This window comes from Poseidonocella pacifica, from assembly GCF_900111875.1.
GTDB lineage: Bacteria > Pseudomonadota > Alphaproteobacteria > Rhodobacterales > Rhodobacteraceae > Poseidonocella > Poseidonocella pacifica.
In genome coordinates, this window is record NZ_FOJU01000002.1 from 503,726 (window position 1) to 524,891 (window position 21,166).

The following is a 21,166-nucleotide window of genomic DNA, read 5'->3' on the forward strand; positions in this document are numbered from 1 at the left end:
AGGAAAACAGGCCCTCGCGCCAATACAACTGCGCGAGAGGCCGATCCGTTCCCAAGCTCTTCAGTGTAGTGAACGGCGGATCTCCGCCGGAAGACGCACCGGCTGACCCTCAGGCCCAAGGCAGACAACCGTCACTTCGGCCTGAAACAATGCCTCGCCGTCGCGGAGCACCTCTTGGTGCATGACCAAGCGGGCCGGGGTTACCGCCTTGAGCGTGGTTCGCACCGTCAACTCGTCGTCAAACCGCGCGGGCCGAAGATAATCCGCCTCGACCCTGCGCACCGCAAAGACAAAGCCATCTTCGCGCAATGCATTCTGGTCGATCCCCAGATGCCGCACCCAGTCGCTGCGGGCGCGCTCAATGAAGCGCAGGTAATTCGCGTAGTAGACGATGCCTGCCATGTCCGTGTCCTCGTAATAGACACGAACCGAAAACTCATGCGCCATCGTCGCGCCTCTTCCGCGCCACCTTGCGCTTGATCTTTGCGTCTTTCTTTTTGGCGCGTGCAAGGCGCCGCTTGGGAGTGCCTGCGCGCTTGGCGGGCGGGCCGCTGCGCCGCCCGCGTCCCCGCGCGGAGGCCCCGCCCGAAGGCATGTCATCCCCCTCCACCGTCAGAAGCTCAAAGGCGAGACCGCCCGTCACCGGAGCCGCTTCCATGAGCCGGACGGTCACGCGTTGTCCCAGCTTGAGCAACGTTCCCGTCTGCGACCCCATCAAGGTTCCCGCATCGGCGTCGAAGACAAAAAACTCCCGGCCAAGCGTGCTGATTGGCACCAGACCATCCGCGCCGGTTTCATCAAGCTTCACGAACAGGCCAAACCGGGCGATCCCGCTGACGCGGCCGGTGAACTCCCCACCCACCCGGTCGGACAGAAACGCCGCGAGGTAGCGATCGGTGGTGTCGCGCTCCGCCATCATGGACCGGCGCTCGGTGTCCGAAATGTGCTGCGCCGTTTGTTCCAGCCGTTCAATGTCCTCCGGGGTCAGGCCATCGTCGCCCCAGTTATGGGCCGTGATCAGCGCGCGATGCACGATCAGGTCGGAATACCGCCGGATCGGGGATGTGAAATGCGCGTAATGCGCAAGCGCCAGCCCGAAATGGTGGAAGTTGGCCGGAGAATAGTAGGCTTGGGTCATCGACCGCAGGGTGGCGAGATTGATGAGCTCCGCCTCATCGGTTCCCGCGGCCGCGTTCAGCAACTGGTTCAGATGCGCCGTCTTTAGCACTTGCCCCTTGGCAAGGGTCAAACCCGCCGATTCCGCCGTCTCTCGCAGGCTATCGAGCTTTTCGGGGGCGGGTTCTTCGTGCACGCGGAAAAGAAGTGGTGTCTTTTTCCTGGTCAGTGTCAGCGCGGCACAGACGTTGGCCGTGATCATGAATTCTTCGATCAACCGGTGCGCCGTGAGCCGGTCGCGAAACTGAACGCTCTCGACCTTGCCATCCTCAGACAGCGCGATCCGCCGCTCAGGCAGGTCGAGGTCCAGCGGTTGCCGCCGGGAGCGCGAACGGGCAAGCGCCTCGTAGCACGCGTAGAGCGGGCCGATGACCTCCTCCATCAGGGGCGCGAGACGCTCGTTCGGGTTGCCGTCCCGGCCCTCCTGCACCTCCTGATAGCTGAGCGACGCCGGGGATCGCATCAGGCCCCGGACGAACCTGTGCGAGAGGATTTCCCCTTCGGCGTCGATCTGGATACGGGCGGCGATACAGGCGCGGGGCACGCCTTCGTGAAGCGAGCAGAGATCCCCCGAAAGCCTGTCCGGCAACATGGGAACGACACGGTCAGGGAAATAGCTGGAGTTGCCACGCTTGCGCGCCTCACGGTCGAGCGCCGTGCCGGGCCGAACGTAATGCGAGACATCGGCAATCGCCACCCACAGGACGTGCCCGCCGGCATTCTTGGGGTCGTCATCCGGCTCTGCGAAACAGGCATCATCGTGGTCGCGTGCATCGGCGGGATCGATTGTCACCAGAGGCAAATCCCGAAGATCCTCACGCCCCTTGAGCCCCGCAGGTTTCAAGCGATCCGCTTCGGCCACGACATCATCGGGAAACTCGTCCGGTATGCCGTGCTGGTGTATCGCGATGAGCGACACGGCCCGCGGCGCGGTCGGATCGCCCAACCTCTCCACAACCCGCGCCCGCGGAAGCCCCATGCGCCCGCGCGGTCCGGCAAGTTCGCCCTCGACCAACTCGCCATCCAGCGCGCCGCCGGTGGCCCCCGGCGGGACATCCCATTCCTTGTCGCTGCCCTTGTCCACGGGTTTGATCCGGCCGCCTTCGGCGGTCTTGCGAAAGACCCCAAGAACTCTGCGCGGATTGGTTCCGATCCGGCGAATTAGCCGGGCTTCGTAGTTGTGATCCTCATCGCTGACCTGCGTCAGCCTTGCGAGAATACGGTGCCCTGCCCCGAGCGCGGGATCAGAGGCACGCTGAACCATGAGAACCACCGGCTCGATGCCATCCCCGTGCCATTCAAGCGGCTTGGCATAGAGATCACCGTCGGGCCCCGCCTCGGTGACTTGCAGCACGGACACCGGCGGCAAGCGGTCGGGATCCCGGTACGTCTTCTTGCGTTTTTCGAGATGCCCCTCCTCTTCGAGTTCGCGCAAGATACGCTTGAGATCGATCCGTGCAGCACCCTTGACCCCAAAGGCCTTGGCTATGTCGCGTTTGGAGGTTTGGGCGGGATTGGCGGCGATCCAGTCAAGAATCTGCGGCTTTGTGGGCATCTGGCTCATGCCGACTCGGTACCACGGGCCGCGAGAGACGTCATGCCGAAATCGCGCCGCCGCCTATAGCGCCCGAAGGTCCTCGGCCGTGTCCACGTCGCGCAGGGAGGTGACATGGGCAATACGCGCTGTTCCCAGGCTGGCTTCGGTATCCGTTCGCGCCCACGCGCTGCTCCAGCGGACACCCTCGAAGAGGCCCCGAGAGGGTGCGGAACTGCGCTTCATACCGATGAGCCAATAGCCCCCATCCGGGGCGGGTCCGATCACCGCATCATGCGATCCCAAAGATCGGAACGCGCCGGAGATATGATGCCGGTTTACCCCCGGGATGTCAGAGCCGATGATACAGGCCGGACCGGGCGGCAAACTGCGAAAGATGCGCGCCATGCGCGCGCCCAGATCCCCCGTCCCCTGCCCCACGCGCGGCAGGTTCGCAGGCCAGACCCGGCTTTGCATCGCGCTGTCCGGCCCGACCGCGAGAAGCAATTCCCACCTTGGGTCACGCACGCTCCGAAGCAGTCGCGCCACCTGATGCCGATACCACCAAGCCGCGCCAACGGCGCCCATTTCAGCCCCAAGACGCGTCTTGACCCGCCCCGGCCGGGGCTCCTTGAGCATGACGACGAGGCGGGCGCGCCGATCAGGCGAAATAGTCGGCGAGGATACGCGCATAGATGGCCTTCAGTTCTCGGATCTGACGGGTATCCACGTGCTCATCGACCTGATGCATCGTGCGACCGACAAGACCAAACTCCACCACGGGGCAGTGATCCTTGACGAAGCGCGCATCAGATGTGCCGCCGGAGGTGGAGAGGGTCGGTTGTCGACCGGTTTCCGCTTCGACAGCGCGGCCCACGAGGTCGGAAAGCTCCCCCGGAGGGGTAAGAAAGCTCTCGCCCGAGATGCGTACATCCACCGTGATCGAAACGCCAGTTTCCGTGGCGACGACCGCCGCTTCGGCTCGCAGCCAATCAGTCAGGCTTGCGCCGCTGTGAGCATCGTTGAACCGGATGTTGACCCCCGCGCGTGCCTCTGCCGGTATGACATTGGTTGCACTGTTGCCAGTATCCATTGTCACGACCGCGAGGGTCGACGCGTCGAAATGTTCGGTCCCCTGATCGAGTTCCGATGAGGCGAGCCGGTCCACCAGCCGCGCCATGGCATGGCACGGATTCTTGGCACGGTGCGGATATGCCGAATGGCCTTGCACGCCGCGAAAGGTCAGCCGGGCATTCAACGACCCGCGCCGACCGATCTTCATCATCTCGCCCATCTCCTCGGGGCAGGTCGGCTCCCCAACGAGACAGACCGACATCGCCTCGCCCTGTGCCTGCATCCAGTCGAGCAGCGCGACAGTGCCGTCAGTGGCGTCGCCTTCTTCGTCCCCGGTGATGGCAAGGATCAGCGCCCCGTCAGGCGCGCTGTTCCGCACATGATCCACCGCCGCCGCGACAAAGGCCGCGACCCCGCTTTTCATGTCGGTTGCCCCGCGCCCGTAGAGCAGGCCATTTTCCTCAACAGCGCCGAAGGGCGGTTTGGTCCATGCGTCGGCGTCCCCGACGGGGACGACATCGGTATGCCCGTTGAAGCCAAAGCTGCGGGCGTGCCCCTTTTCTCCCCACCTCGCGAAAAGGTTTGAAGTCTCCCCCCGATCCACGCGCCAGCATTCGAAACCGGCGCTTTCGAGAAGCCATTGCAGGAGTTGCAAAGCGCCGCCTTCGTCTGGGGTGACGGTAGGGCAGCGGATGAGATCGGCGGTCAGCGCCACGGGATCAAGCGGTGAATGTGTCATGGGTCAGTCCGGATAAAGCGGGTCCATCTGGGCGACGATCACCGCGTTCTCATCACGGGCGCGATCCATGAGGGAGGCTTCCTCACGACCAATCTCCTGCCCTTGCTCTTCGCGTTCGGTGCGCGTGCCATAGCCCGTGACATCAAGCGGGGCGAGGTCCGCCTGCTTGAGCACAGCCACGGTTTCACGCACAGCCTCGGCCTCGTCGATGCCGCTGGCATAACAAACCAGCGCCGCCCCAGTCGCGCCGTCGGGAAGCCCATCGCCATCCTTGCGTCCGACCTGCACGAGAAGCGTGTAGATCTCTTGCTGCCGCGCCGTCTTGTCCTTGCCGTTCGCCATCGTCTACCCTCGCCAAACGGGAGGAGACCTGCGCGCTTCGTCCCGTGAAGTCAAGATAGGGGAACGCCGTGAAACGAGTGAGTGATATGGTGGCGGCCGCCAATGAGCGCGTCGATCATGCCCCGGCGGCTGATCTGCTGACGCTACACGGTCAACCGGGCGTGACCTTCGTCGACCTGCGTGATCCGCGAGAAATCGACCGCGAGGGCATGATCCCCGGCGCGTTTCACTGTCCGCGCGGAATGCTGGAATTCTGGATCGATCCCGAAAGCCCCTACGCGAAACCACAGTTTCAAAGCGGTGAGCGTTTCGTTTTCTATTGCGCCTCGGGCTGGCGCTCGGCCCTCTCCGCCCTCACGGCTCAAGAAATGGGATTGGACGGCGTCAGCCATATCTCTGACGGGTTCAAGGGTTGGCGGGACGCGGGCGGCCCGACTGGCCCCAAGACCCGTTGAACACCGCTGTCTTTCCCTGCGTCTCGGCCTAGGTTGGACACGATGGGCAAGAGCAGCAGGAGCGTGGAATGCATATCGCGGTAATCGGCTTCGGCCCCCGAGGGCTCGGCGCGCTCGAAGCGCTTGCGGACACGCTGCACGGACAGTCCGCGACGGTCGATATCTTCGACCCCTTCGCCCACCCCGGCGCCGGTCCGAACTTCAGCCCTGAGGATTCCCCCTTATGCCTCGTCAACATCCCCTTGCGGGACATCGACCTTGGCGGCGAGCATCGGGCCGGTGTTTCGCAATGGCTTGGCCAAGACGCGAACCCCGATGAGTTCCTGCCCCGCGCGACGCTTGGCCGTTATCTTGGCGACAGGTTCGCCGCTCTGCTCGAAGCCGATGGCTTGGAAATCACGCACCACCGCCGGGGTGTTTCCCGGATCGACGAGGAAGGCGGCAAGTGGGTGCTGCGCTCCGAGGACGACCGATTTGGCCCCTATGACGAGGTTCTGCTGACCTTGGGCCAACCGGCGACCGCCCCGGATGACCAACTCGCCCGCTGGCAAGACCACGCAAGCAAGACAGGCGCGGACTTGGTTCCCGCCTACCCCGCTGCGAATTTGCTGCGCGCTGCGGAAAGTTGGGCGGGACAGCGCGTTGCAATCCGTGGTCTTGGGCTTTCGACTTTCGATGTGCTGCGCCTGCTGACCGAAGGGATGGGTGGCAGCTTCGAGGACGGCCAATATATCCCTTCGGGGCGCGAACCGGCTTGTATCCTGCCCTTCTCCCTCAACGGGCATCCGCCCGCGCCGAAGCCTGCAACCGGGGCTGTGGATGACGCTTACGAGCCAACCCAGGCGGAGACCGAAGCTTTCGCCGACGCGCTTGCTCGTGCCCTCGCCGGTCCGACGGAAACTGCGCTTGTCATGCTGACAGATGCGCTGTTTCCGGTGCTGCTCCGGATCCTGCATGACACGGGAAGCCCCGACGGCGCGACGGAAGTGCGGCAATGGCTGGAGGTCGAACGCGACGATTCCGGAACACAGGAGGCGCGGGATCCGGTAAGCGCTTTGCGTCATGTGACCGAGATGGCCGCGGGCACCACACCACCGGATGCGGGATTTGCCGCGGGTCAGGTCTGGCGCAAATGGCAGAATACCCTTCGGCGGGGGTTCAACCCCACCCTGACAAGCGCGGAAACCGCGCGGGCATTCCTGCGATTTGACGACGGGATGAAGCGCTATTCCTACGGTCCGCCGATCAGTGCCGCCCGTGATCTCCTTACGCTGATCGAGGCGGGTCGGGTCGATCTGCGGATTGCGGACGATCCGGGTATCGGCCTGCGCAAAGACGGCTGGCAACTGATTGAGGACGACGAAACTGCGCATGTGGTGGCTATGGTCGATGCGGTGCTACCGCCGCCAGACCCGGAGCGGATCACAGATACGCTATTGCGGGACCTGATGACGCGCGGTCGCCTCACGGCTCCGGGCGACGGGCTTGCCGCTCGGACCGAGCCCGATGGGCAGCTTCTTTCGCAAGATGGGACGCCGCAACCGGGGCTTACGCTGCTCGGGCGGCTTGCTTTGGGCAGCGTGATTGCCAGCGACTCCTTGCATGATTGCTTCGGCGCCGCATCTTCGCGTTGGACGGACGGGGTCATCCAGCGGCAGTCACGAAACCGTGAACCCGGATGATGCGGCGGCGTCACCCCATATATTGGACCGGATTTTCGCATATTCCCGAGGGGGTCGCGTGACAGATAGACAAGTTTCAGGCGACCACGACGATCATGAGGGCGCGCGCTACGCCCGAGAGCTCAACACCCACCTGCGATGGTTGGACAGTTTCACCGGCGCCGCGCTTGGCGTGCTGGCCTCCGCCTCGGGTATCTACACCTATCTGGGCGTACGCTCCCTTCTTGACGACACCGGGGCTTGGACCACCTTCGCGGCGCTCTCATATTCCCTCGCCGTTTCGGTTGGCATCTTCGTGTTCTGGTCCTACCTCATGCGGCTTTTGCCTGCGGTACGGTCGGCGGCGTCCAAGATCGGGCTGTTTCTATGCATGGCGCTCGGGTCGCTCGCGATCATCGCCATGTCCTCCTGGCTCAACGCCGCTGCGCTCGCCGGTGCCGCCGCAGTGGAGCAACACCTTGCCCATACCGTCCAGACCTATCAAGGCGCGCTGGAGCGGACACATTCCAACGCGATCGCGGGTCAAGCGCTCGGGCGGGACGTCGCCCGCGTCCGGGAGACCCTGAGCGACCTGTCCGAGCAGGAAGCGGTCGGCGATCTCTCTGGACTTGCCGGTCGCGGGGCAGTTTTCCGGGTCCTGACCCAGAAGTCCGCCGAACTTGACGGACTTGAGGCACAGATCACTTCGCAGGAACGGGCGGTCGAAGAGGCCTTTGCCCAAGGCAACGCAATACTCAGCCGCATGCGAAGCCTCACGGTGGAGCCGGGCGCTGTTGACGGACGATCCGTACGCTTCGCAGAAGAGGCCGTACGCCTTTCCGGCCTCATCGCCGAGTTGCGGCAGTTGAACGTCGCGCCGCTGGTCAGCCGAGCGGCAGCCGACCTGCGCGATTCCGTCATTCTTCCCGACCTTGATGCGGACTCCGCAGAAGGCCGCGTGAGCCAGCAAAGCACCATAAATTCCGTCCTCACCCTACTCGGTGACCGCGCCACCACGCTCGAACAAGCGGCGGAAGAGGTTCAGGCGCTGCCCGAAGCGACCGAGATCGAATATACCCCGCTCTCTGCCGCTGATGCCGTGATCCGGTACGCGGGCAACTTCGTCCCATCCTGGGCGGGCGCCATCGCCATCGACCTGCTGCCCGCCGTGCTGGTTTTCATTCTGATGGTCACGCATTCGGCCATTCGCACGGGGCAAGGTGCCTACTCGATCGAAGATACAATGACCGTGGCCGAAATGCGCGCGGCGCTCGAAGCATCCAAATCCCTTGATGTGGCCCGCAGGCCCCCACACACGGGCGCCGCGCCGGAATGAGCGGCGGCTCAACAGGCCCCGGAACCATTCGGCGCGCAATCACTGCTCTTGTCGCCGTACAGATCGCCATTGGGGCGGCGCTTATGCTGATGGATCTGAACCAGAGCTTTCCCGGCGGCGATCCGTTGACTGCGCCGCGCCCGACCGGCCCTGCCACACGCCCCTTCCGACCGGACCGAGCCCCCGGTCCAAGTGAGCCCCCCGGGGGCGGACGAATGGCCGATCGGTTGGAAATCGGCGGAGAGGGCACGGAAATGACCCTCAGTGGGCAAATTGCGCCGGGGGATGGCGCTCGCGTCGCAGAAGCGCTCGCATCGCGCAGCCCCGCGGCAAGCTCGGTGCAGTTGCACAGCACGGGCGGATCAGTCTCCGACGCGCTGGAGATCGGCGAAGCCTTGCGCGCAGGGGGCATCGATACGGTGATCGGTGAAAATAGCGTCTGCTATTCCGCCTGCCCTTACGTCTTTGCCGGCGGGGCTACTCGGGAGGTGGCGAGCACGGGGCGCCTTGGCGTTCATCAGCATTATTTCGGACAGAACGCCTACCTGCCGGCCTTCACCGCCGTGGAGGATGTCCAGAGGGGACAGGCGGAGGTCATGGCCTACCTCGGGCGAATGGGCATCGAGATCGCGGTCATGGAACACGCCCTGCGAACGCCACCGGAGCAGATCTACATCCTGTCGCGCGAGGAATTGGAACGCTACCGCTTCGTTCCCGCCAAGGACTGAAACGTAGGAAGGGGCGGAATGGGAGACATCGCAAGATGTCGATCTAAGGTTCGCAGTCCAACCGACGGCTCATCCGAACATGCGTCATAGTCCATTTAAGTGGCGCACAAGAGCCTCTCCGGCTGCACCGAGCCTGACGATCAAGCCGACGGAGACGGCCCGCGAACGGCGCACACCCTCAGACAGCGCGGAGACGCAAAATGCAAAAACGTCCCGGCCATTTCTGACCGGGACGTTTTCAATTTCTCACATCTAAGCGGTGGGCTTAGGCGCGCTCTTCCACAATCTCTACAAGGTGCGAAATCTTGTTGACCATGCCGCGAACCGCAGGCGTGTCTTCAAGCTCACGTGTCTTGTGCATCTTGTTGAGGCCGAGGCCGATCAGCGTCTGGCGCTGAATGGCGGGACGGCGGATCGGGGAGCCGATCTGTTTGACGACGATAGTTGCCATATCAGTGTCTCCTTACGCTTCAGCCGTTTCGGGCTGCGGTTCATCCTTACGAAGGATGTCCGCGACCTTCTTGCCACGACGCTGTGCAACCATACGCGGGCTGGTCTCTTTGGTGAGACCGTTCAGCGTGGCACGGATCATGTTGTAGGGGTTCTGGGAGCCGATCGACTTGGCAACCACGTCCTGAATGCCAAGCATTTCGAACACGGCGCGCATCGGTCCACCCGCGATGATCCCGGTACCCGTTGGGGCGGTCCGCATCACGACGCGTCCGGCGCCATGACGGCCTTCCATGTCGTGGTGCAGGGTCCGACCCTCACGCAGCGGAACGCGCATCATCTGGCGCTTCGCTTGTTCGGTCGCCTTGCGGATGGCCTCGGGGACCTCCTTGGCCTTACCCTTACCAAAGCCAACACGGCCCTTCTGATCGCCTACGACAACCAGTGCCGCGAAGCCAAAGCGCTTACCGCCCTTGACCGTCTTCGACACCCGGTTGATCGCAACCAGACGATCGGCGAATTCCGGCGTTTCGTCGCGATCGCGACGGTTGCCCCGGTTTTGTCCATCTCTTGCCATATCGTCTCTCCTCAGATCTTCAGGCCGCCATCACGGGCTGCATCGGCGAGTGCCTTGATGCTGCCGTGATAGAGGAAGCCACCGCGGTCGAAATATGCTTCTTCCACACCGGCTTTCTTGGCGCGCTCGGCAATCGCGGTGCCGACCTTGGCAGCCGCATCCACGTTGTTCTTGCCAATAACCCCGAGATCCTTCTCCAAAGTGGAGGCGGATGCCAGCGTTACGCCGTTCACATCGTCGATCAGCTGCACGCTGATGTTCTTGTTGGAGCGGTGAACGGAGAGGCGCACGCGCCCTGCATTCACCTTGCGAAGTTTGTTCCGAACGCGCAGGCGGCGTTTCTGGAACAGTACTCTCTTGCTGTTTGCCATCACTCGCGTCCTTACTTCTTCTTGCCTTCCTTACGGAAGATGTACTCGCCCTTGTAGCGGATCCCCTTGCCCTTGTAGGGCTCCGGGCGGCGCCAATCGCGGATATTCGCCGCGACCTGCCCCACGAGTTGCTCATCGTTGCCCTCGACAACGATTTCCGTCTGCTTCGGGCAGGTCACGGTGACCCCCTCCGGCACAGTGAAATCGACATCGTGGCTGAGGCCGAGGTTGAGTTTCAGCACATTGCCCTGAAGCTGTGCGCGGTAACCCACACCCTGGATCTCAAGCTCTTTCTTGAAACCGTTCGTGACGCCCTGAACGAGGTTCGCCACGGTGGTGCGGGACATGCCCCACTGCTGACGGGCGCGCTTGGATTTGCCGCGCGGCGTCACAGTGATGGCGTTGTCCGCGACCTCGAGGGTCACATCGTCGGTGAAGGTGAAGCTACGAGCGCCTTTCGGGCCCTTTACCTCAACGGTCTGGCCAGAGACATTCGCCTCGACCCCGGAGGGCAGCTCGACCGGTCGTTTCCCAATACGAGACATTCCTACCTCCTTAGAAGACCGTGCAGAGCACTTCACCACCAACATTGGCGGAACGTGCTGCTGCATCAGACATCACACCCTTGGGGGTGGAGACAATCGACACACCGAGGCCCTGACGGACGGACGGCAAGTCCTTCACACCCATGTAAACGCGGCGGCCGGGGGTCGAAACCCGCTTCAGCTCACGAATGACAGGGGTACCCTCATAGTACTTGAGGCTGATTTCGAGTGCGGGGTGACCGTCTGCGCCGGTCACTTGCTCGTAGCCGCGGATGTAGCCTTCGTCGGCCAGCACGTCGAGAACCCAAGCGCGAAGCTTGGACGCCGGCGTGATAACAGTCGACTTGTGGCGCATCTGCGAGTTGCGGATACGGGTGAGCATATCGCCGATAGGATCGTTCATATCATGCCCTCCTTACCAGCTCGACTTGACCATGCCGGGCGCCTGCCCGCTGGAAGCCAATTCGCGCAGCATGATCCGGGAAACCTTCAGCTTGCGATAGTATGCATGCGGACGGCCGGTCAGCTGGCAGCGGTTGTGAAGCCGGGTCGGCGACGAGTTGCGGGGAAGTTTCGCAAGCTTCAGGCGCGCCTTGAAACGCTCTTCCATCGGCTTGGATTCGTCTTTCGCGATTTCCTTGAGCTCGGCGCGCTTGGCAGCATACTGCTCCACAAGGCGCTGACGCTTCTTTTCGCGTTCGATCATTGCTTTTTTTGCCATGTCTTCTCTCTCCCGCGGATCAGCTGTTGAACGGCATGTTGAAATGCTTCAACAGCGCCTTCGCTTCCGCGTCGGTTTCCGCGGTGGTGGCGATTACGATGTCCAGGCCCCAAACTTCGTCGACCTTGTCGTAGTCGATTTCAGGGAAGACGATGTGCTCCTTGATGCCCATGGCATAGTTGCCACGGCCGTCGAAGCTCTTGCCGGGAATGCCGCGGAAGTCGCGGATGCGCGGCATGGCCACGGTCACCAGACGGTCGAGGAAGTCGTACATCCGGTCACCGCGAAGGGTCACCTTGGCACCGAGCGGCATGTCTTCACGAACGCGGAAGCCAGCGATGGACTTCTTTGCCTTGGTGACGACGGCCTTCTGACCGGCAAGTGCGGTCAGGTCTTCCTGAGCCGATTTCGCCTTCTTGGAGTCCTTCACGGCCTCAGCGCCGCACCCGATGTTGAGCACGATCTTGTCGAGGCGCGGGATCTGCATGTCGTTCTTGTAGCCGAACTCTTCTTTGAGAGCGGCCTTGATCGTCTCGTTGAACTGGCTGCGCAGACGCGGGGTATAGGTTGCAGTATCAAGCATCGATCACGTCCCCCGTGGTCTTGGCGAAACGAACCTTCTTGTCGCCTTCCATGCGGAAGCCGACGCGGGTTGCCTTGCCGTCTTTGTCGATCAGCGCCAGGTTCGACAACTGGATCGGCATCGCCTTGGGAACGCGCCCACCTTGCGTGGTCTGGCTCTGGCGTGTGTGGCGAACGGCCATGTTCACACCCTCGACCACGGCCTTGCCAGCCTTGGGATCGACGGAGATGATCGTGCCTTGCGCGCCCTTGTCCTTGCCAGCAAGAACGAGGACCGTGTCACCTTTGCGGAGTTTAGCGGCCATTACAGCACCTCCGGAGCAAGCGAGATGATCTTCATGAAGTTCTTCGCACGCAGCTCACGAACCACCGGCCCGAAGATACGGGTGCCGACAGGCTCGCCCGCATTGTTCAGGATGACGGCCGCGTTGCGATCGAAGCGGATTGAGGTGCCGTCTTCACGACGGACTTCCTTGGCGGTGCGAACGACGACGGCCTTGCGGACGTCACCTTTCTTTACGCGGCCGCGCGGGATGGCTTCCTTTACGGAGACGACAATGATGTCGCCCACGCTTGCGTATCTACGCTTGGAACCACCCAGGACCTTGATGCACTGCACCCGGCGTGCGCCGGAGTTGTCAGCGACATCCAGATTGGTCTGCATCTGGATCATATGGTTTCTCCCGACCTGTGGGGGGCACTCATGGCCTTGTCCCCAGGGTTTCGCTCAAACCGAAAGGTTCGGCAGGCTTACGCCTCCAGAACCTCCCAGCGTTTCGTCTTCGACTTCGGTGCGCATTCGATGATGCGAACCAAATCGCCAACCTTGAATGCATTCTTCTCATCGTGAGCCCGGTATTTCTTGGACTTACGGATGGTTTTCTTCAGAACCGGATGCGTGAAGCGGCGCTCGACAGAGACCGTGACGGTCTGGGCATTCGCGTCGCTGGTGACGGTTCCTTGCAGGATACGTTTGGGCATATCAGTCTCTCCTTACTCGGCTGCCGCTTGGGCTTTTTCGTTGAGGATCGTCTTGACCCGTGCAACGTCACGGCGAACAGACCGCATCCGAGCGGTGCTTTCCATTTGGCCAGTGGCCTGCTGGAAGCGGAGGTTGAAAGCCTCTTTCTTAAGAGTGGCCAACTGCTCTCGCAGTTGATCCGGCGTCTTGTCGCGCAGTTCCTGAGCATTCATGGCTCATGTCCTTTCCAACATCACCAGGCGGCCCCGAAAAGGGGTCACCGCGAATCTGGTGGAGTTCGTGATGAAGGGGCCGTATAGGGTTCAAACGCATCCGGCGCAACCCCTACCAAGTCCAGCGCAGAACTTGGTACAAAAAAGCGGGCCGGACTGCCTGCGAAGGCCCCCGTACCCGCCATATGCGCCGACCGCAAAACGGTCGGCACTGCTAACTTCAGATCAGTTGGCTTTCGCTTTGCGGCGACGGAGCGACGCCAAAGCGAGAATACCCGTAAGCCCCAACGCGCCGGCCGGAACGATCGGCACAGGCGCCGGCGCTGTTTCCACAGCGAAGGTTACCTGGTTGCCCGAAGGGCCAGCTTTGCCGTTGAGGAAGAAGCTGAGCGTTTGTCCCGCACCCAAAAAGATGTTCAACCCCGTTGCCCCAACCGAACCCGGACCGATGAGAACTGTGGTAACTGCCAGAGGAATCGCCGGATCAGCATCGATCGCATAGGAGAGCGAAATCGTGTTGGACGGAACGCCACCCGGGGAGAGGAAAAACGGGTTTATCGTCGCCGTAATCTTGGCGAGCAAGTCCGTGGCGGCCGCAAAAGAAAGCGTTTCCCCTGCGAAGGATTCCCCAGCCATGGCCACAGCGTTGCCATATGTCGCGTCGCCTGCGGAAAGGGGGGTGTCGAACGGTTTCACCGTGACGGCAGAAGCCATGCTCGCCGCAACACAGAACAAGGCTGCAACCCCCAGAGATTTGAAACTAGAAATCATAAAAGTGTCCCTCCAGGACGCGCGAGTTCACGCTCAAACGAAGACACAATCCTCCGCTGTCGTAACGCTCCTCGCATTTTCGACGAGCGAGACTCATCTTGGCCCCACAACTAAGAGTTTTAGGACGACTCTAGGAAATCTCAATTATCCTAGTTTACTTTCGGTTAGCATTTTGAGGAAACAGACTGTTTTTCGGCGCGAAGATTTGATCTGGCGAAAGCCAGTATCGATCCTGAAAACCCCGGTATAAGCCACTCTTGGTAAAACGAAGAAGCCCTCCCCGGCATGACCGGGAAGGGCTTTGTCTCTCACGCTAGGACGGGTTTACCAGTCTTCGCGAACCACAAGGCGGGTCTTGATCGGAAGTTTCATCGCAGCCAGGCGCAAAGCCTCGCGTGCGACGTCTTCGGATACACCATCGATCTCGAACATCACGCGACCGGGTTTCACCTTGGCCGCCCAGAAATCAACTGAGCCCTTACCCTTACCCATCCGAACTTCGGTGGGCTTGGAGGTTACTGGAGTATCCGGGAAAATCCGGATCCAGACACGACCCTGACGCTTCATATGACGCGTCATGGCACGACGAGCAGCTTCGATCTGACGCGCTGTAATGCGCTCTGGCTGAGTAGCCTTCAGACCGTAAGTCCCGAAGTTGAGGTCGGAGCCGCCTTTAGCCAGACCGTGAATACGGCCCTTATGCTGTTTGCGGAACTTTGTGCGCTTTGGTTGCAGCATCTGTCACGTCTCCTCAGCGGCGGCCGCCGGCGCCACGCGGGGCCGGGCCATCCTGGATTTCCTGGGTCTTACGATCACGAGCCGACGGATCATGCTCGAGGATCTCGCCCTTGAAGATCCAGACCTTCACCCCGATGATTCCGTATGGCGTCGTGGCTTCGGCAGTAGCGTAGTCGATGTCAGCACGAAGGGTATGGAGCGGCACGCGGCCTTCACGATACCATTCGGTCCGCGCGATCTCGGCGCCACCAAGGCGGCCCGCGACGTTGACCCGGATCCCCAGTGCGCCCATGCGCATGGAGTTCTGGACGGACCGCTTCATGGCGCGGCGGAACGACACACGGCGCTCGAGTTGCTGTGCGATCGACTCGGCAACCAACTGCGCGTCAAGTTCGGGCTTGCGAACCTCAACGATGTTGAGGTGAAGCTCGCTGTCGGTCATCGAGGAGAGCTTCTTGCGAAGTGTCTCGATGTCAGCGCCCTTCTTGCCGATGATAACACCTGGACGTGCTGTGTGGATCGTCACGCGGCACTTTTTGTGCGGCCGCTCGATGATCACGCGGGCAACACCGGCCTGCTTGCACTCGTCCTTGATGAACTCACGGATTCTGATGTCTTCCAGAAGAAGATCGCCGTAGTCCTTCGTGTCAGCGTACCAGCGGCTGTCCCAAGTGCGGTTGACCTGAAGGCGCATGCCGATCGGATTGACTTTGTTACCCATTAGGCTTGCTCCTCAATCTGGCGCACCTTGATGGTGAGCTCCGAGAACGGCTTGATGATGCGACCGAACCGGCCACGTGCCCGCGGACGACCGCGTTTCATCGTAAGGTTCTTACCCACGTAAGCCTCTGCGACGACAAGCTCGTCCACGTCGAGGTTGTGGTTGTTCTCGGCATTGGCGATGGCCGACTGAAGGCACTTCTTCACGTCGTCCGCGATCCGCTTGTTCGAGAAGGTCAAGTCGCTAAGCGCCTTTTCGACCTTCTTGCCACGGATCATCGCGGCTACCAGGTTGAGCTTCTGCGGGGACGTACGAAGCATGCGCAGTTTTGCCATTGCTTCATTGTCGGCCACGCGGCGGGGGTTCTTTTCCTTGCCCATGACTTACTTCCGCTTCGCTTTCTTGTCCGCGGCGTGACCATAATAGGTCCGCGTCGGCGAATACTCACCGAACTTCTGACCGATCATGTCTTCCGAGACGTTGACTGGGATATGCTTCTGGCCGTTGTATACGCCAAACGTCAGGCCCACGAATTGGGGCAGGATCGTTGAGCGACGCGACCAGATCTTGATGACTTCATTGCGGCCCGACTCACGCGACGCTTCGGCTTTTTTCAGCACGTAGGCATCGACGAAGGGGCCTTTCCATACGGAACGAGACATTGATTAGCGCCCTTTCTTCTTGGCGTGCCGCGAGCGGATGATGAGCTTCTGCGACGCCTTGTTCTTGTCGCGGGTCCGCTTGCCCTTGGTGTCCTTACCCCATGGGGTAACCGGTGTACGACCACCGGAGGTCCGGCCTTCACCACCGCCGTGGGGGTGATCGATCGGGTTCATTGCCACACCACGGACCGACGGGCGCTTGCCCATGTGCCGGACACGACCGGCCTTGCCGAAGTTCTGGTTGCTGTTGTCGGGGTTCGACACGGCACCAACGGTGGCCATGCATTCCTGACGCACCATCCGCAATTCGCCGGAGGAGAGGCGAATCTGTGCATAGCCGCCATCACGACCGACAAACTGAGCATATGTACCGGCGGCGCGTGCGATCTGACCGCCCTTGCCTGGCTTGAGCTCAATGTTGTGAACGATCGTCCCGATCGGCATGCCAGCGAAGGGCATTGCGTTACCGGGCTTGATGTCGGCTTTGGCGGAGGCAACGACAGTATCGCCTACGGCGAGTCGCTGTGGTGCCAGGATATAGGCCTGCTCACCATCTTCATATTTCACCAGAGCGATGAAGGCCGTCCGGTTCGGGTCATATTCGATCCGCTCGACGGTGGCCGCCACATCGAATTTAGTACGTTTGAAATCGACGATCCGATAGAGGCGCTTTGCCCCACCGCCGCGACGACGCGATGTGATCCGTCCGGTGTTGTTCCGGCCGCCCGATTTCGTCAAACCCTCAGTAAGGGATTTGACGGGACGTCCTTTCCACAGCTCCGAACGGTCGATCAGCACCAGCGCGCGCTGGCCCGGCGTCGTCGGCTTATACGACTTGAGTGCCATGCTTTCTGTCTTCCGTTTAGCAGTGCGGGAGTTGTTTCCCGCTATGTGTGGGGCCTCGGAGGGCCCTCTTGGTATAGGGCCCCGAAGGTCCCCGGCGAAAATCTTGCAGCGCTAATAACGAAACCCCGGACGAATCCGGGGCCGCAGCGCATGGGGTCGTTTAGGGGATAGCGGATCAGTCGTCAAGGCACCCTCACCCTTATAACGGGAACATGGGGCAGCTCCTCAAAACAGCGCCCCTGACTGCCTCAACCGATCATATGCGCAAGGGGCCTCTAGCCGGGTGATCGACGCGGTTAGGGGTACAAACACAAGACCTCAGCCGCCGGCGCGGCGGTGCAAAAAGGCAAGCAACCCAAGATCGACCAACAGCATCGACCAACAGCATCGGCGCGCCCGCAGGCAGCGGTACCGCCGCGTATGGTGTGACGGTCACCTCCGCGATAGCAGCGGCTGTCCGCAGCATACTTGTGTCTTGCCGAAAAAATAAAAAAGGCCCCAGCCGCTTTCGCAGCTGGGGCCATATTCTCAACCTTCGATCAGATCAGAGACCAGTGGTCACGTCGATGGTGTTTCCCTCTTCGAGGGTCACGTAGGCCTTCTTGACGTCCTTGCGGCGACCAAGGATGCCCTTGAACCGCTTGGCCTTGCCTTTGGTGATCGTCGTATTGACCGCTTTCACCTTTACACCAAAGAGCGCCTCGACGGCCTCCTTGATCTGAGGCTTGTTGCTGTCGATTGCCACTTCGAACACAACTGCGCCGTTTTCGGACGCCATGGTGGTCTTCTCGGTGATAATCGGCTTGCGGATTACGTCGTAATGTTCAGCTTTCGCGCTCATTTCAAACGAGCCTCCAGAGCTTCGACACCCGCCTTCGTGATCACGAGGATATCACGCTTGAGAATGTCATACACGTTTGCGCCCATCGTCGGCAGGACGTCGAGCCCTTCGATGTTGCGTGCAGCCTTGGCGAACCCTTCGTTGACCGACGCGCCATCAATGATGAGCGCGCGCTTCCAACCGAGGTTCTTCACCTGCTTCGCAAGGGCACCGGTCTTGCCTTCGGATTCCGCGGACTCGATCACGACGAGTTCGCCGGCTTTCGCCTTGGCGGACAGGGCGTGGCACAGGCCAAGCTTGCGGAACTTCTTGGGCAGGTCATGGCCGTGGCTACGCGGGGTTGGCCCCTTGTAGATACCACCCTTGCGGAAGATCGGCGCATTCCGGTCACCGTGGCGTGCGCCGCCGGTGCCCTTCTGGCGATAGATCTTCTTGGTCGAGTAGCTGGTTTCGGTCCGGGTCTTGACCTTGTGGGTGCCTTGCTGGGCGTTGTTACGCTGCCAGCGGACAACGCGGTGCAGGATGTCGGCGCGCGGCTCCAGCCCAAAGAGGGCCTCGTCCAGCTCGACCGACCCGGCAGTGCCGCCGTCCAGATTGATCACGTCGAGTTTCATTCGTCGCCTTCCTTCTTCTCGGCCTGAATTTCGGCCTCAGCCTCCTTCAGAGCGGCTTCTTCCGCGGCGGCGGCTTCGGCTGCTGCTGCGGCCTCTGCTGCTTTTGCCTCTGCTTCGGCTGCGGCTGCGGCCTCTTCAGCGGCTTTCGCGGCTTCTTCAGCGGCGGACTTCAGCGCGGCGGGAAGAATCGCGTTCTCGGGGAACGGCTTTTTTACCGCATCCTTGATCGTGACCCAGCCACCCTTGGAACCCGGAACCGCGCCCTTGACCATGATCAGGCCGCGGCCCGCATCGGTGCGCACAACCTGAAGGTTCTGGGTAGTCACACGGGCCGCGCCCATATGACCGGCCATTTTCTTGCCCTTGAAGACCTTGCCCGGATCCTGACACTGCCCGGTGGAGCCGTGCGAACGGTGAGAGATCGACACGCCGTGCGACGCACGAAGGCCGCCGAAGTTGTGCCGCTTCATGGCACCGGCAAAACCCTTACCGATCGAGGTCCCGGAGACGTCGACGAACTGACCTTCGAAGTAGTGGTCAGCCGTGATCTCTTCGCCAACGGCAATCAGGTTGTCCGCATCAACACGGAACTCAGCAACCTTCCGCTTCGGCTCAACCTTGGCAACGGCAAAGTGGCCGCGCATGGCCTTGGAAGTCCGCTTGGCCTTGGCCGTACCGGCACCGAGTTGAACAGCGGAATAGCCGTGCTCATCTGCGGTCCGCTGTGCGACGACCTGAAGTTTGTCGAGTTGGAGAACGGTCACAGGAATCTGCTTTCCGTCGTCCATGAAAAGCCGGGTCATGCCGACTTTCTTTGCGATTACGCCAGAGCGCAACATGGTGGTGCCCTCCTTAAACCGAAATCTGAACGTCGACGCCAGCAGCCAGGTCGAGCTTCATGAGCGCGTCCACGGTTTGCGGGGTCGGATCGACGATGTCGAGCAGCCGCTTGTGTGTGCGGATCTCGAACTGGTCACGGGATTTCTTGTCGACGTGGGGACCACGCAGAACGGTGAACTTTTCGATCTTGTTCGGCAGCGGAATGGGCCCGCGCACCTGTGCGCCGGTCCGCTTGGCCGTATTCACGATTTCCTGCGTGCTGGCATCCAGCACCCGGTAATCGAAGGCCTTCAGCCGAATGCGAATGTTCTGGCTTTGCATTTCTTAGCCTTTCGCGGCTTTGGAGTTGATAGGAGGGCCGGCGGCTCATCCGCCGGCCCTCGTCGAACCCGAAGGTTTTCTTGCTTACTCGATGATCTTGGCGACGACGCCGGCGCCGACGGTGCGGCCGCCTTCACGGATGGCGAAGCGCAGACCGTCTTCCATGGCGATCGGTGCGATCAGTTCTACCGCGAACGACACGTTGTCGCCCGGCATCACCATCTCCGTGCCTTCGGCCAGTGTCACCGTTCCGGTCACGTCCGTCGTGCGGAAGTAGAACTGCGGGCGATAGTTGGCGAAGAACGGCGTGTGACGCCCACCTTCATCCTTGGTCAGGATATAGGCTTCGGCTTCGAACTTCGTGTGCGGCTTCACAGAGCCGGGCTTGCAGAGAACCTGGCCACGCTCAACGCCATCACGATCGATGCCGCGCAGCAGTGCGCCGATGTTGTCACCCGCTTCCCCGCGATCGAGCAGCTTGCGGAACATCTCGACGCCCGTGCAGGTCGTCTTCTTGGTGTCCTTGATGCCAACGATCTCAAGCTCGTCGCCCACGTTCACTACGCCGCGCTCAACACGGCCGGTCACAACCGTACCGCGACCGGAGATCGAGAACACGTCCTCGATCGGCATCAGGAACGGCAGGTCAACCGCGCGTGCCGGTGTCGGGATATACTCGTCGACAGCCGCCATCAGTTCCTTGATCTTCTCTTCGCCGATTTCCGGGTTCTCTCCGTTCATCGCCGCAAGGGCAGAGCCCATGATGATCGGGATATCGTCGCCGGGGTAATCGTAGGACGACAGAAGTTCGCGGATTTCCATCTCGACGAGCTCCAGAAGCTCCTCGTCATCCACCTGGTCAACCTTGTTCATGAACACGACCATGTAGGGAATGCCAACCTGACGGCCGAGCAGGATGTGCTCGCGCGTCTGGGGCATCGGGCCGTCGGCCGCGTTCACAACGAGGATCGCCCCGTCCATCTGCGCCGCACCCGTGATCATGTTCTTCACATAGTCCGCGTGGCCGGGGCAGTCGACGTGCGCGTAGTGACGGTTCTCCGTCTCGTATTCCACGTGCGCCGTCGAAATCGTGATCCCGCGTGCCTTCTCTTCGGGCGCGCCATCAATCTGGTCGTAGGCCCGGAAGTCACCGAAATACTTCGTGATCGCCGCCGTCAGCGTCGTCTTCCCGTGGTCAACGTGCCCGATCGTGCCGATGTTCACGTGCGGCTTGTTACGTGCAAACTTTTCCTTTGCCATGAGCTTGGCTCCTCTTGTCTTTCGGATGGTGGGGCATTCCCCACCCTACGGTGATGGGTAGGGCGGG

The 21,166-nt window shown here is 61.6% G+C and carries 31 protein-coding genes; 4 read left to right on the forward strand and 27 right to left on the reverse strand.

What is annotated here, in order from left to right; all coding sequences use genetic code 11:
- Nucleotides 1-60 precede the first annotated feature (60 nt).
- The 5 genes from ybgC to BM234_RS07575 are packed head-to-tail and all read right to left on the reverse strand — an operon-like array spanning nucleotide 61 to nucleotide 4,865.
- A complete protein-coding gene (gene ybgC / locus BM234_RS07555) occupies nucleotides 61-447 on the reverse strand; it encodes a tol-pal system-associated acyl-CoA thioesterase (protein WP_092062625.1) in 387 nt (128 codons plus the stop codon).
- Nucleotides 437-2,740: a ribonuclease R gene (rnr, locus tag BM234_RS07560; protein WP_092062628.1), complete on the reverse strand. Its 2,304-nt coding sequence runs from the start codon at nucleotides 2,738-2,740 to the stop codon at nucleotides 437-439. The genes ybgC and rnr overlap by 11 nt, the downstream gene beginning before the upstream one ends.
- Before the next feature lie 54 nt (nucleotides 2,741-2,794).
- Nucleotides 2,795-3,403, reverse strand: a complete 609-nt coding sequence (locus BM234_RS07565) for a TIGR04282 family arsenosugar biosynthesis glycosyltransferase (protein ID WP_245752542.1) — start codon at nucleotides 3,401-3,403, stop codon at nucleotides 2,795-2,797.
- On the reverse strand, nucleotides 3,372-4,523 hold the full coding sequence (dapE, locus tag BM234_RS07570; RefSeq protein WP_092062631.1) for a succinyl-diaminopimelate desuccinylase: 1,152 nt from the start codon (nucleotides 4,521-4,523) through the stop codon (nucleotides 3,372-3,374). The genes BM234_RS07565 and dapE overlap by 32 nt, the downstream gene beginning before the upstream one ends.
- Nucleotides 4,524-4,526: 3 nt before the next feature.
- Entirely contained in the window at nucleotides 4,527-4,865 is a 339-nt protein-coding gene (locus BM234_RS07575) for a hypothetical protein (protein WP_092062634.1), read from the reverse strand.
- A 68-nt stretch (nucleotides 4,866-4,933) separates the two neighbouring features.
- On the opposite strand from BM234_RS07575, the gene BM234_RS07580 reads away from it, so the two are divergent.
- The 4 genes from BM234_RS07580 to BM234_RS07595 all read left to right on the forward strand — a co-directional run bounded on the left by BM234_RS07580 (nucleotide 4,934) and on the right by BM234_RS07595 (nucleotide 9,045).
- Nucleotides 4,934-5,320 (forward strand): rhodanese-like domain-containing protein, encoded by a 387-nt coding sequence (locus BM234_RS07580; protein WP_245752543.1) that lies wholly within the window; start codon nucleotides 4,934-4,936, stop codon nucleotides 5,318-5,320.
- Nucleotides 5,321-5,388: 68 nt separating this feature from the next.
- Entirely contained in the window at nucleotides 5,389-7,002 is a 1,614-nt protein-coding gene (locus BM234_RS07585) for an FAD/NAD(P)-binding protein (protein ID WP_092062639.1), read from the forward strand.
- 58 nt (nucleotides 7,003-7,060) lie between these two features.
- Nucleotides 7,061-8,317 (forward strand): hypothetical protein, encoded by a 1,257-nt coding sequence (locus tag BM234_RS07590; protein WP_092062642.1) that lies wholly within the window; start codon nucleotides 7,061-7,063, stop codon nucleotides 8,315-8,317.
- A complete protein-coding gene (locus BM234_RS07595) occupies nucleotides 8,314-9,045 on the forward strand; it encodes a COG3904 family protein (RefSeq protein WP_092062645.1) in 732 nt (243 codons plus the stop codon). The genes BM234_RS07590 and BM234_RS07595 overlap by 4 nt, the downstream gene beginning before the upstream one ends.
- 265 nt (nucleotides 9,046-9,310) lie before the next feature.
- Here BM234_RS07595 and rpmD read toward each other — a convergent pair whose 3' ends face one another.
- From rpmD to tuf, 22 genes are all read right to left on the reverse strand, one after another.
- The gene (gene rpmD, locus BM234_RS07600; RefSeq protein WP_092062649.1) at nucleotides 9,311-9,496 is read right to left on the reverse strand and encodes a 50S ribosomal protein L30; all 186 of its coding nucleotides are present in this window, start codon (nucleotides 9,494-9,496) and stop codon (nucleotides 9,311-9,313) included.
- A gap of 12 nt (nucleotides 9,497-9,508) precedes the next feature.
- Entirely contained in the window at nucleotides 9,509-10,072 is a 564-nt protein-coding gene (rpsE, locus tag BM234_RS07605; protein WP_092062652.1) for a 30S ribosomal protein S5, read from the reverse strand.
- A gap of 11 nt (nucleotides 10,073-10,083) precedes the next feature.
- Nucleotides 10,084-10,443: a 50S ribosomal protein L18 gene (gene rplR / locus BM234_RS07610; protein ID WP_092062655.1), complete on the reverse strand. Its 360-nt coding sequence runs from the start codon at nucleotides 10,441-10,443 to the stop codon at nucleotides 10,084-10,086.
- 11 nt (nucleotides 10,444-10,454) lie between these two features.
- Nucleotides 10,455-10,988 (reverse strand): 50S ribosomal protein L6, encoded by a 534-nt coding sequence (gene rplF / locus BM234_RS07615; RefSeq protein ID WP_092062658.1) that lies wholly within the window; start codon nucleotides 10,986-10,988, stop codon nucleotides 10,455-10,457.
- 10 nt (nucleotides 10,989-10,998) lie between these two features.
- A complete protein-coding gene (gene rpsH, locus BM234_RS07620; protein WP_092062661.1) occupies nucleotides 10,999-11,391 on the reverse strand; it encodes a 30S ribosomal protein S8 in 393 nt (130 codons plus the stop codon).
- 12 nt (nucleotides 11,392-11,403) lie between these two features.
- Nucleotides 11,404-11,709: a 30S ribosomal protein S14 gene (gene rpsN, locus BM234_RS07625; RefSeq protein ID WP_092062663.1), complete on the reverse strand. Its 306-nt coding sequence runs from the start codon at nucleotides 11,707-11,709 to the stop codon at nucleotides 11,404-11,406.
- Nucleotides 11,710-11,728: 19 nt separating this feature from the next.
- Nucleotides 11,729-12,292 (reverse strand): 50S ribosomal protein L5, encoded by a 564-nt coding sequence (rplE, locus tag BM234_RS07630; protein ID WP_092062666.1) that lies wholly within the window; start codon nucleotides 12,290-12,292, stop codon nucleotides 11,729-11,731.
- Nucleotides 12,285-12,596 carry a 50S ribosomal protein L24 gene (gene rplX / locus BM234_RS07635; RefSeq protein WP_092062669.1) on the reverse strand — a complete coding sequence of 104 codons (312 nt, stop codon included), beginning with the start codon at nucleotides 12,594-12,596 and terminating at the stop codon, nucleotides 12,285-12,287. Before rplX ends, rplE begins: the two co-directional genes overlap by 8 nt.
- Nucleotides 12,596-12,964, reverse strand: coding sequence for a 50S ribosomal protein L14 (gene rplN, locus BM234_RS07640; protein ID WP_092062672.1), 369 nt, complete (start codon nucleotides 12,962-12,964; stop codon nucleotides 12,596-12,598). Before rplN ends, rplX begins: the two co-directional genes overlap by 1 nt.
- 77 nt (nucleotides 12,965-13,041) lie before the next feature.
- A complete protein-coding gene (gene rpsQ / locus BM234_RS07645) occupies nucleotides 13,042-13,272 on the reverse strand; it encodes a 30S ribosomal protein S17 (protein ID WP_092062675.1) in 231 nt (76 codons plus the stop codon).
- 12 nt (nucleotides 13,273-13,284) lie between these two features.
- The gene (gene rpmC, locus BM234_RS07650; protein WP_092062678.1) at nucleotides 13,285-13,485 is read right to left on the reverse strand and encodes a 50S ribosomal protein L29; all 201 of its coding nucleotides are present in this window, start codon (nucleotides 13,483-13,485) and stop codon (nucleotides 13,285-13,287) included.
- Between the two features lie 225 nt (nucleotides 13,486-13,710).
- A complete protein-coding gene (locus BM234_RS07655) occupies nucleotides 13,711-14,256 on the reverse strand; it encodes a hypothetical protein (protein ID WP_092062681.1) in 546 nt (181 codons plus the stop codon).
- Nucleotides 14,257-14,580: 324 nt separating this feature from the next.
- A complete protein-coding gene (gene rplP / locus BM234_RS07660; protein WP_092062684.1) occupies nucleotides 14,581-14,994 on the reverse strand; it encodes a 50S ribosomal protein L16 in 414 nt (137 codons plus the stop codon).
- Between the two features lie 13 nt (nucleotides 14,995-15,007).
- Complete coding sequence (gene rpsC, locus BM234_RS07665; RefSeq protein WP_092062687.1) at nucleotides 15,008-15,715, reverse strand: 30S ribosomal protein S3; 708 nt, start codon at nucleotides 15,713-15,715, stop codon at nucleotides 15,008-15,010.
- Nucleotides 15,715-16,095, reverse strand: coding sequence for a 50S ribosomal protein L22 (gene rplV / locus BM234_RS07670; RefSeq protein WP_092062690.1), 381 nt, complete (start codon nucleotides 16,093-16,095; stop codon nucleotides 15,715-15,717). The genes rpsC and rplV overlap by 1 nt, the downstream gene beginning before the upstream one ends.
- Nucleotides 16,096-16,098: 3 nt before the next feature.
- Nucleotides 16,099-16,377, reverse strand: a complete 279-nt coding sequence (rpsS, locus tag BM234_RS07675) for a 30S ribosomal protein S19 (protein WP_048532936.1) — start codon at nucleotides 16,375-16,377, stop codon at nucleotides 16,099-16,101.
- Between the two features lie 3 nt (nucleotides 16,378-16,380).
- Nucleotides 16,381-17,223 (reverse strand): 50S ribosomal protein L2, encoded by an 843-nt coding sequence (gene rplB, locus BM234_RS07680; RefSeq protein WP_092062693.1) that lies wholly within the window; start codon nucleotides 17,221-17,223, stop codon nucleotides 16,381-16,383.
- Between the two features lie 544 nt (nucleotides 17,224-17,767).
- Nucleotides 17,768-18,064, reverse strand: a complete 297-nt coding sequence (locus BM234_RS07685; RefSeq protein ID WP_092062696.1) for a 50S ribosomal protein L23 — start codon at nucleotides 18,062-18,064, stop codon at nucleotides 17,768-17,770.
- Entirely contained in the window at nucleotides 18,061-18,678 is a 618-nt protein-coding gene (gene rplD, locus BM234_RS07690) for a 50S ribosomal protein L4 (protein WP_092062699.1), read from the reverse strand. The genes BM234_RS07685 and rplD overlap by 4 nt, the downstream gene beginning before the upstream one ends.
- Nucleotides 18,675-19,517 carry a 50S ribosomal protein L3 gene (gene rplC / locus BM234_RS07695; protein WP_092062702.1) on the reverse strand — a complete coding sequence of 281 codons (843 nt, stop codon included), beginning with the start codon at nucleotides 19,515-19,517 and terminating at the stop codon, nucleotides 18,675-18,677. Before rplC ends, rplD begins: the two co-directional genes overlap by 4 nt.
- A gap of 13 nt (nucleotides 19,518-19,530) precedes the next feature.
- Complete coding sequence (gene rpsJ / locus BM234_RS07700; RefSeq protein WP_044028221.1) at nucleotides 19,531-19,839, reverse strand: 30S ribosomal protein S10; 309 nt, start codon at nucleotides 19,837-19,839, stop codon at nucleotides 19,531-19,533.
- 84 nt (nucleotides 19,840-19,923) lie between these two features.
- Complete coding sequence (tuf, locus tag BM234_RS07705) at nucleotides 19,924-21,099, reverse strand: elongation factor Tu (RefSeq protein ID WP_092062705.1); 1,176 nt, start codon at nucleotides 21,097-21,099, stop codon at nucleotides 19,924-19,926.
- Nucleotides 21,100-21,166 lie beyond the last annotated feature (67 nt).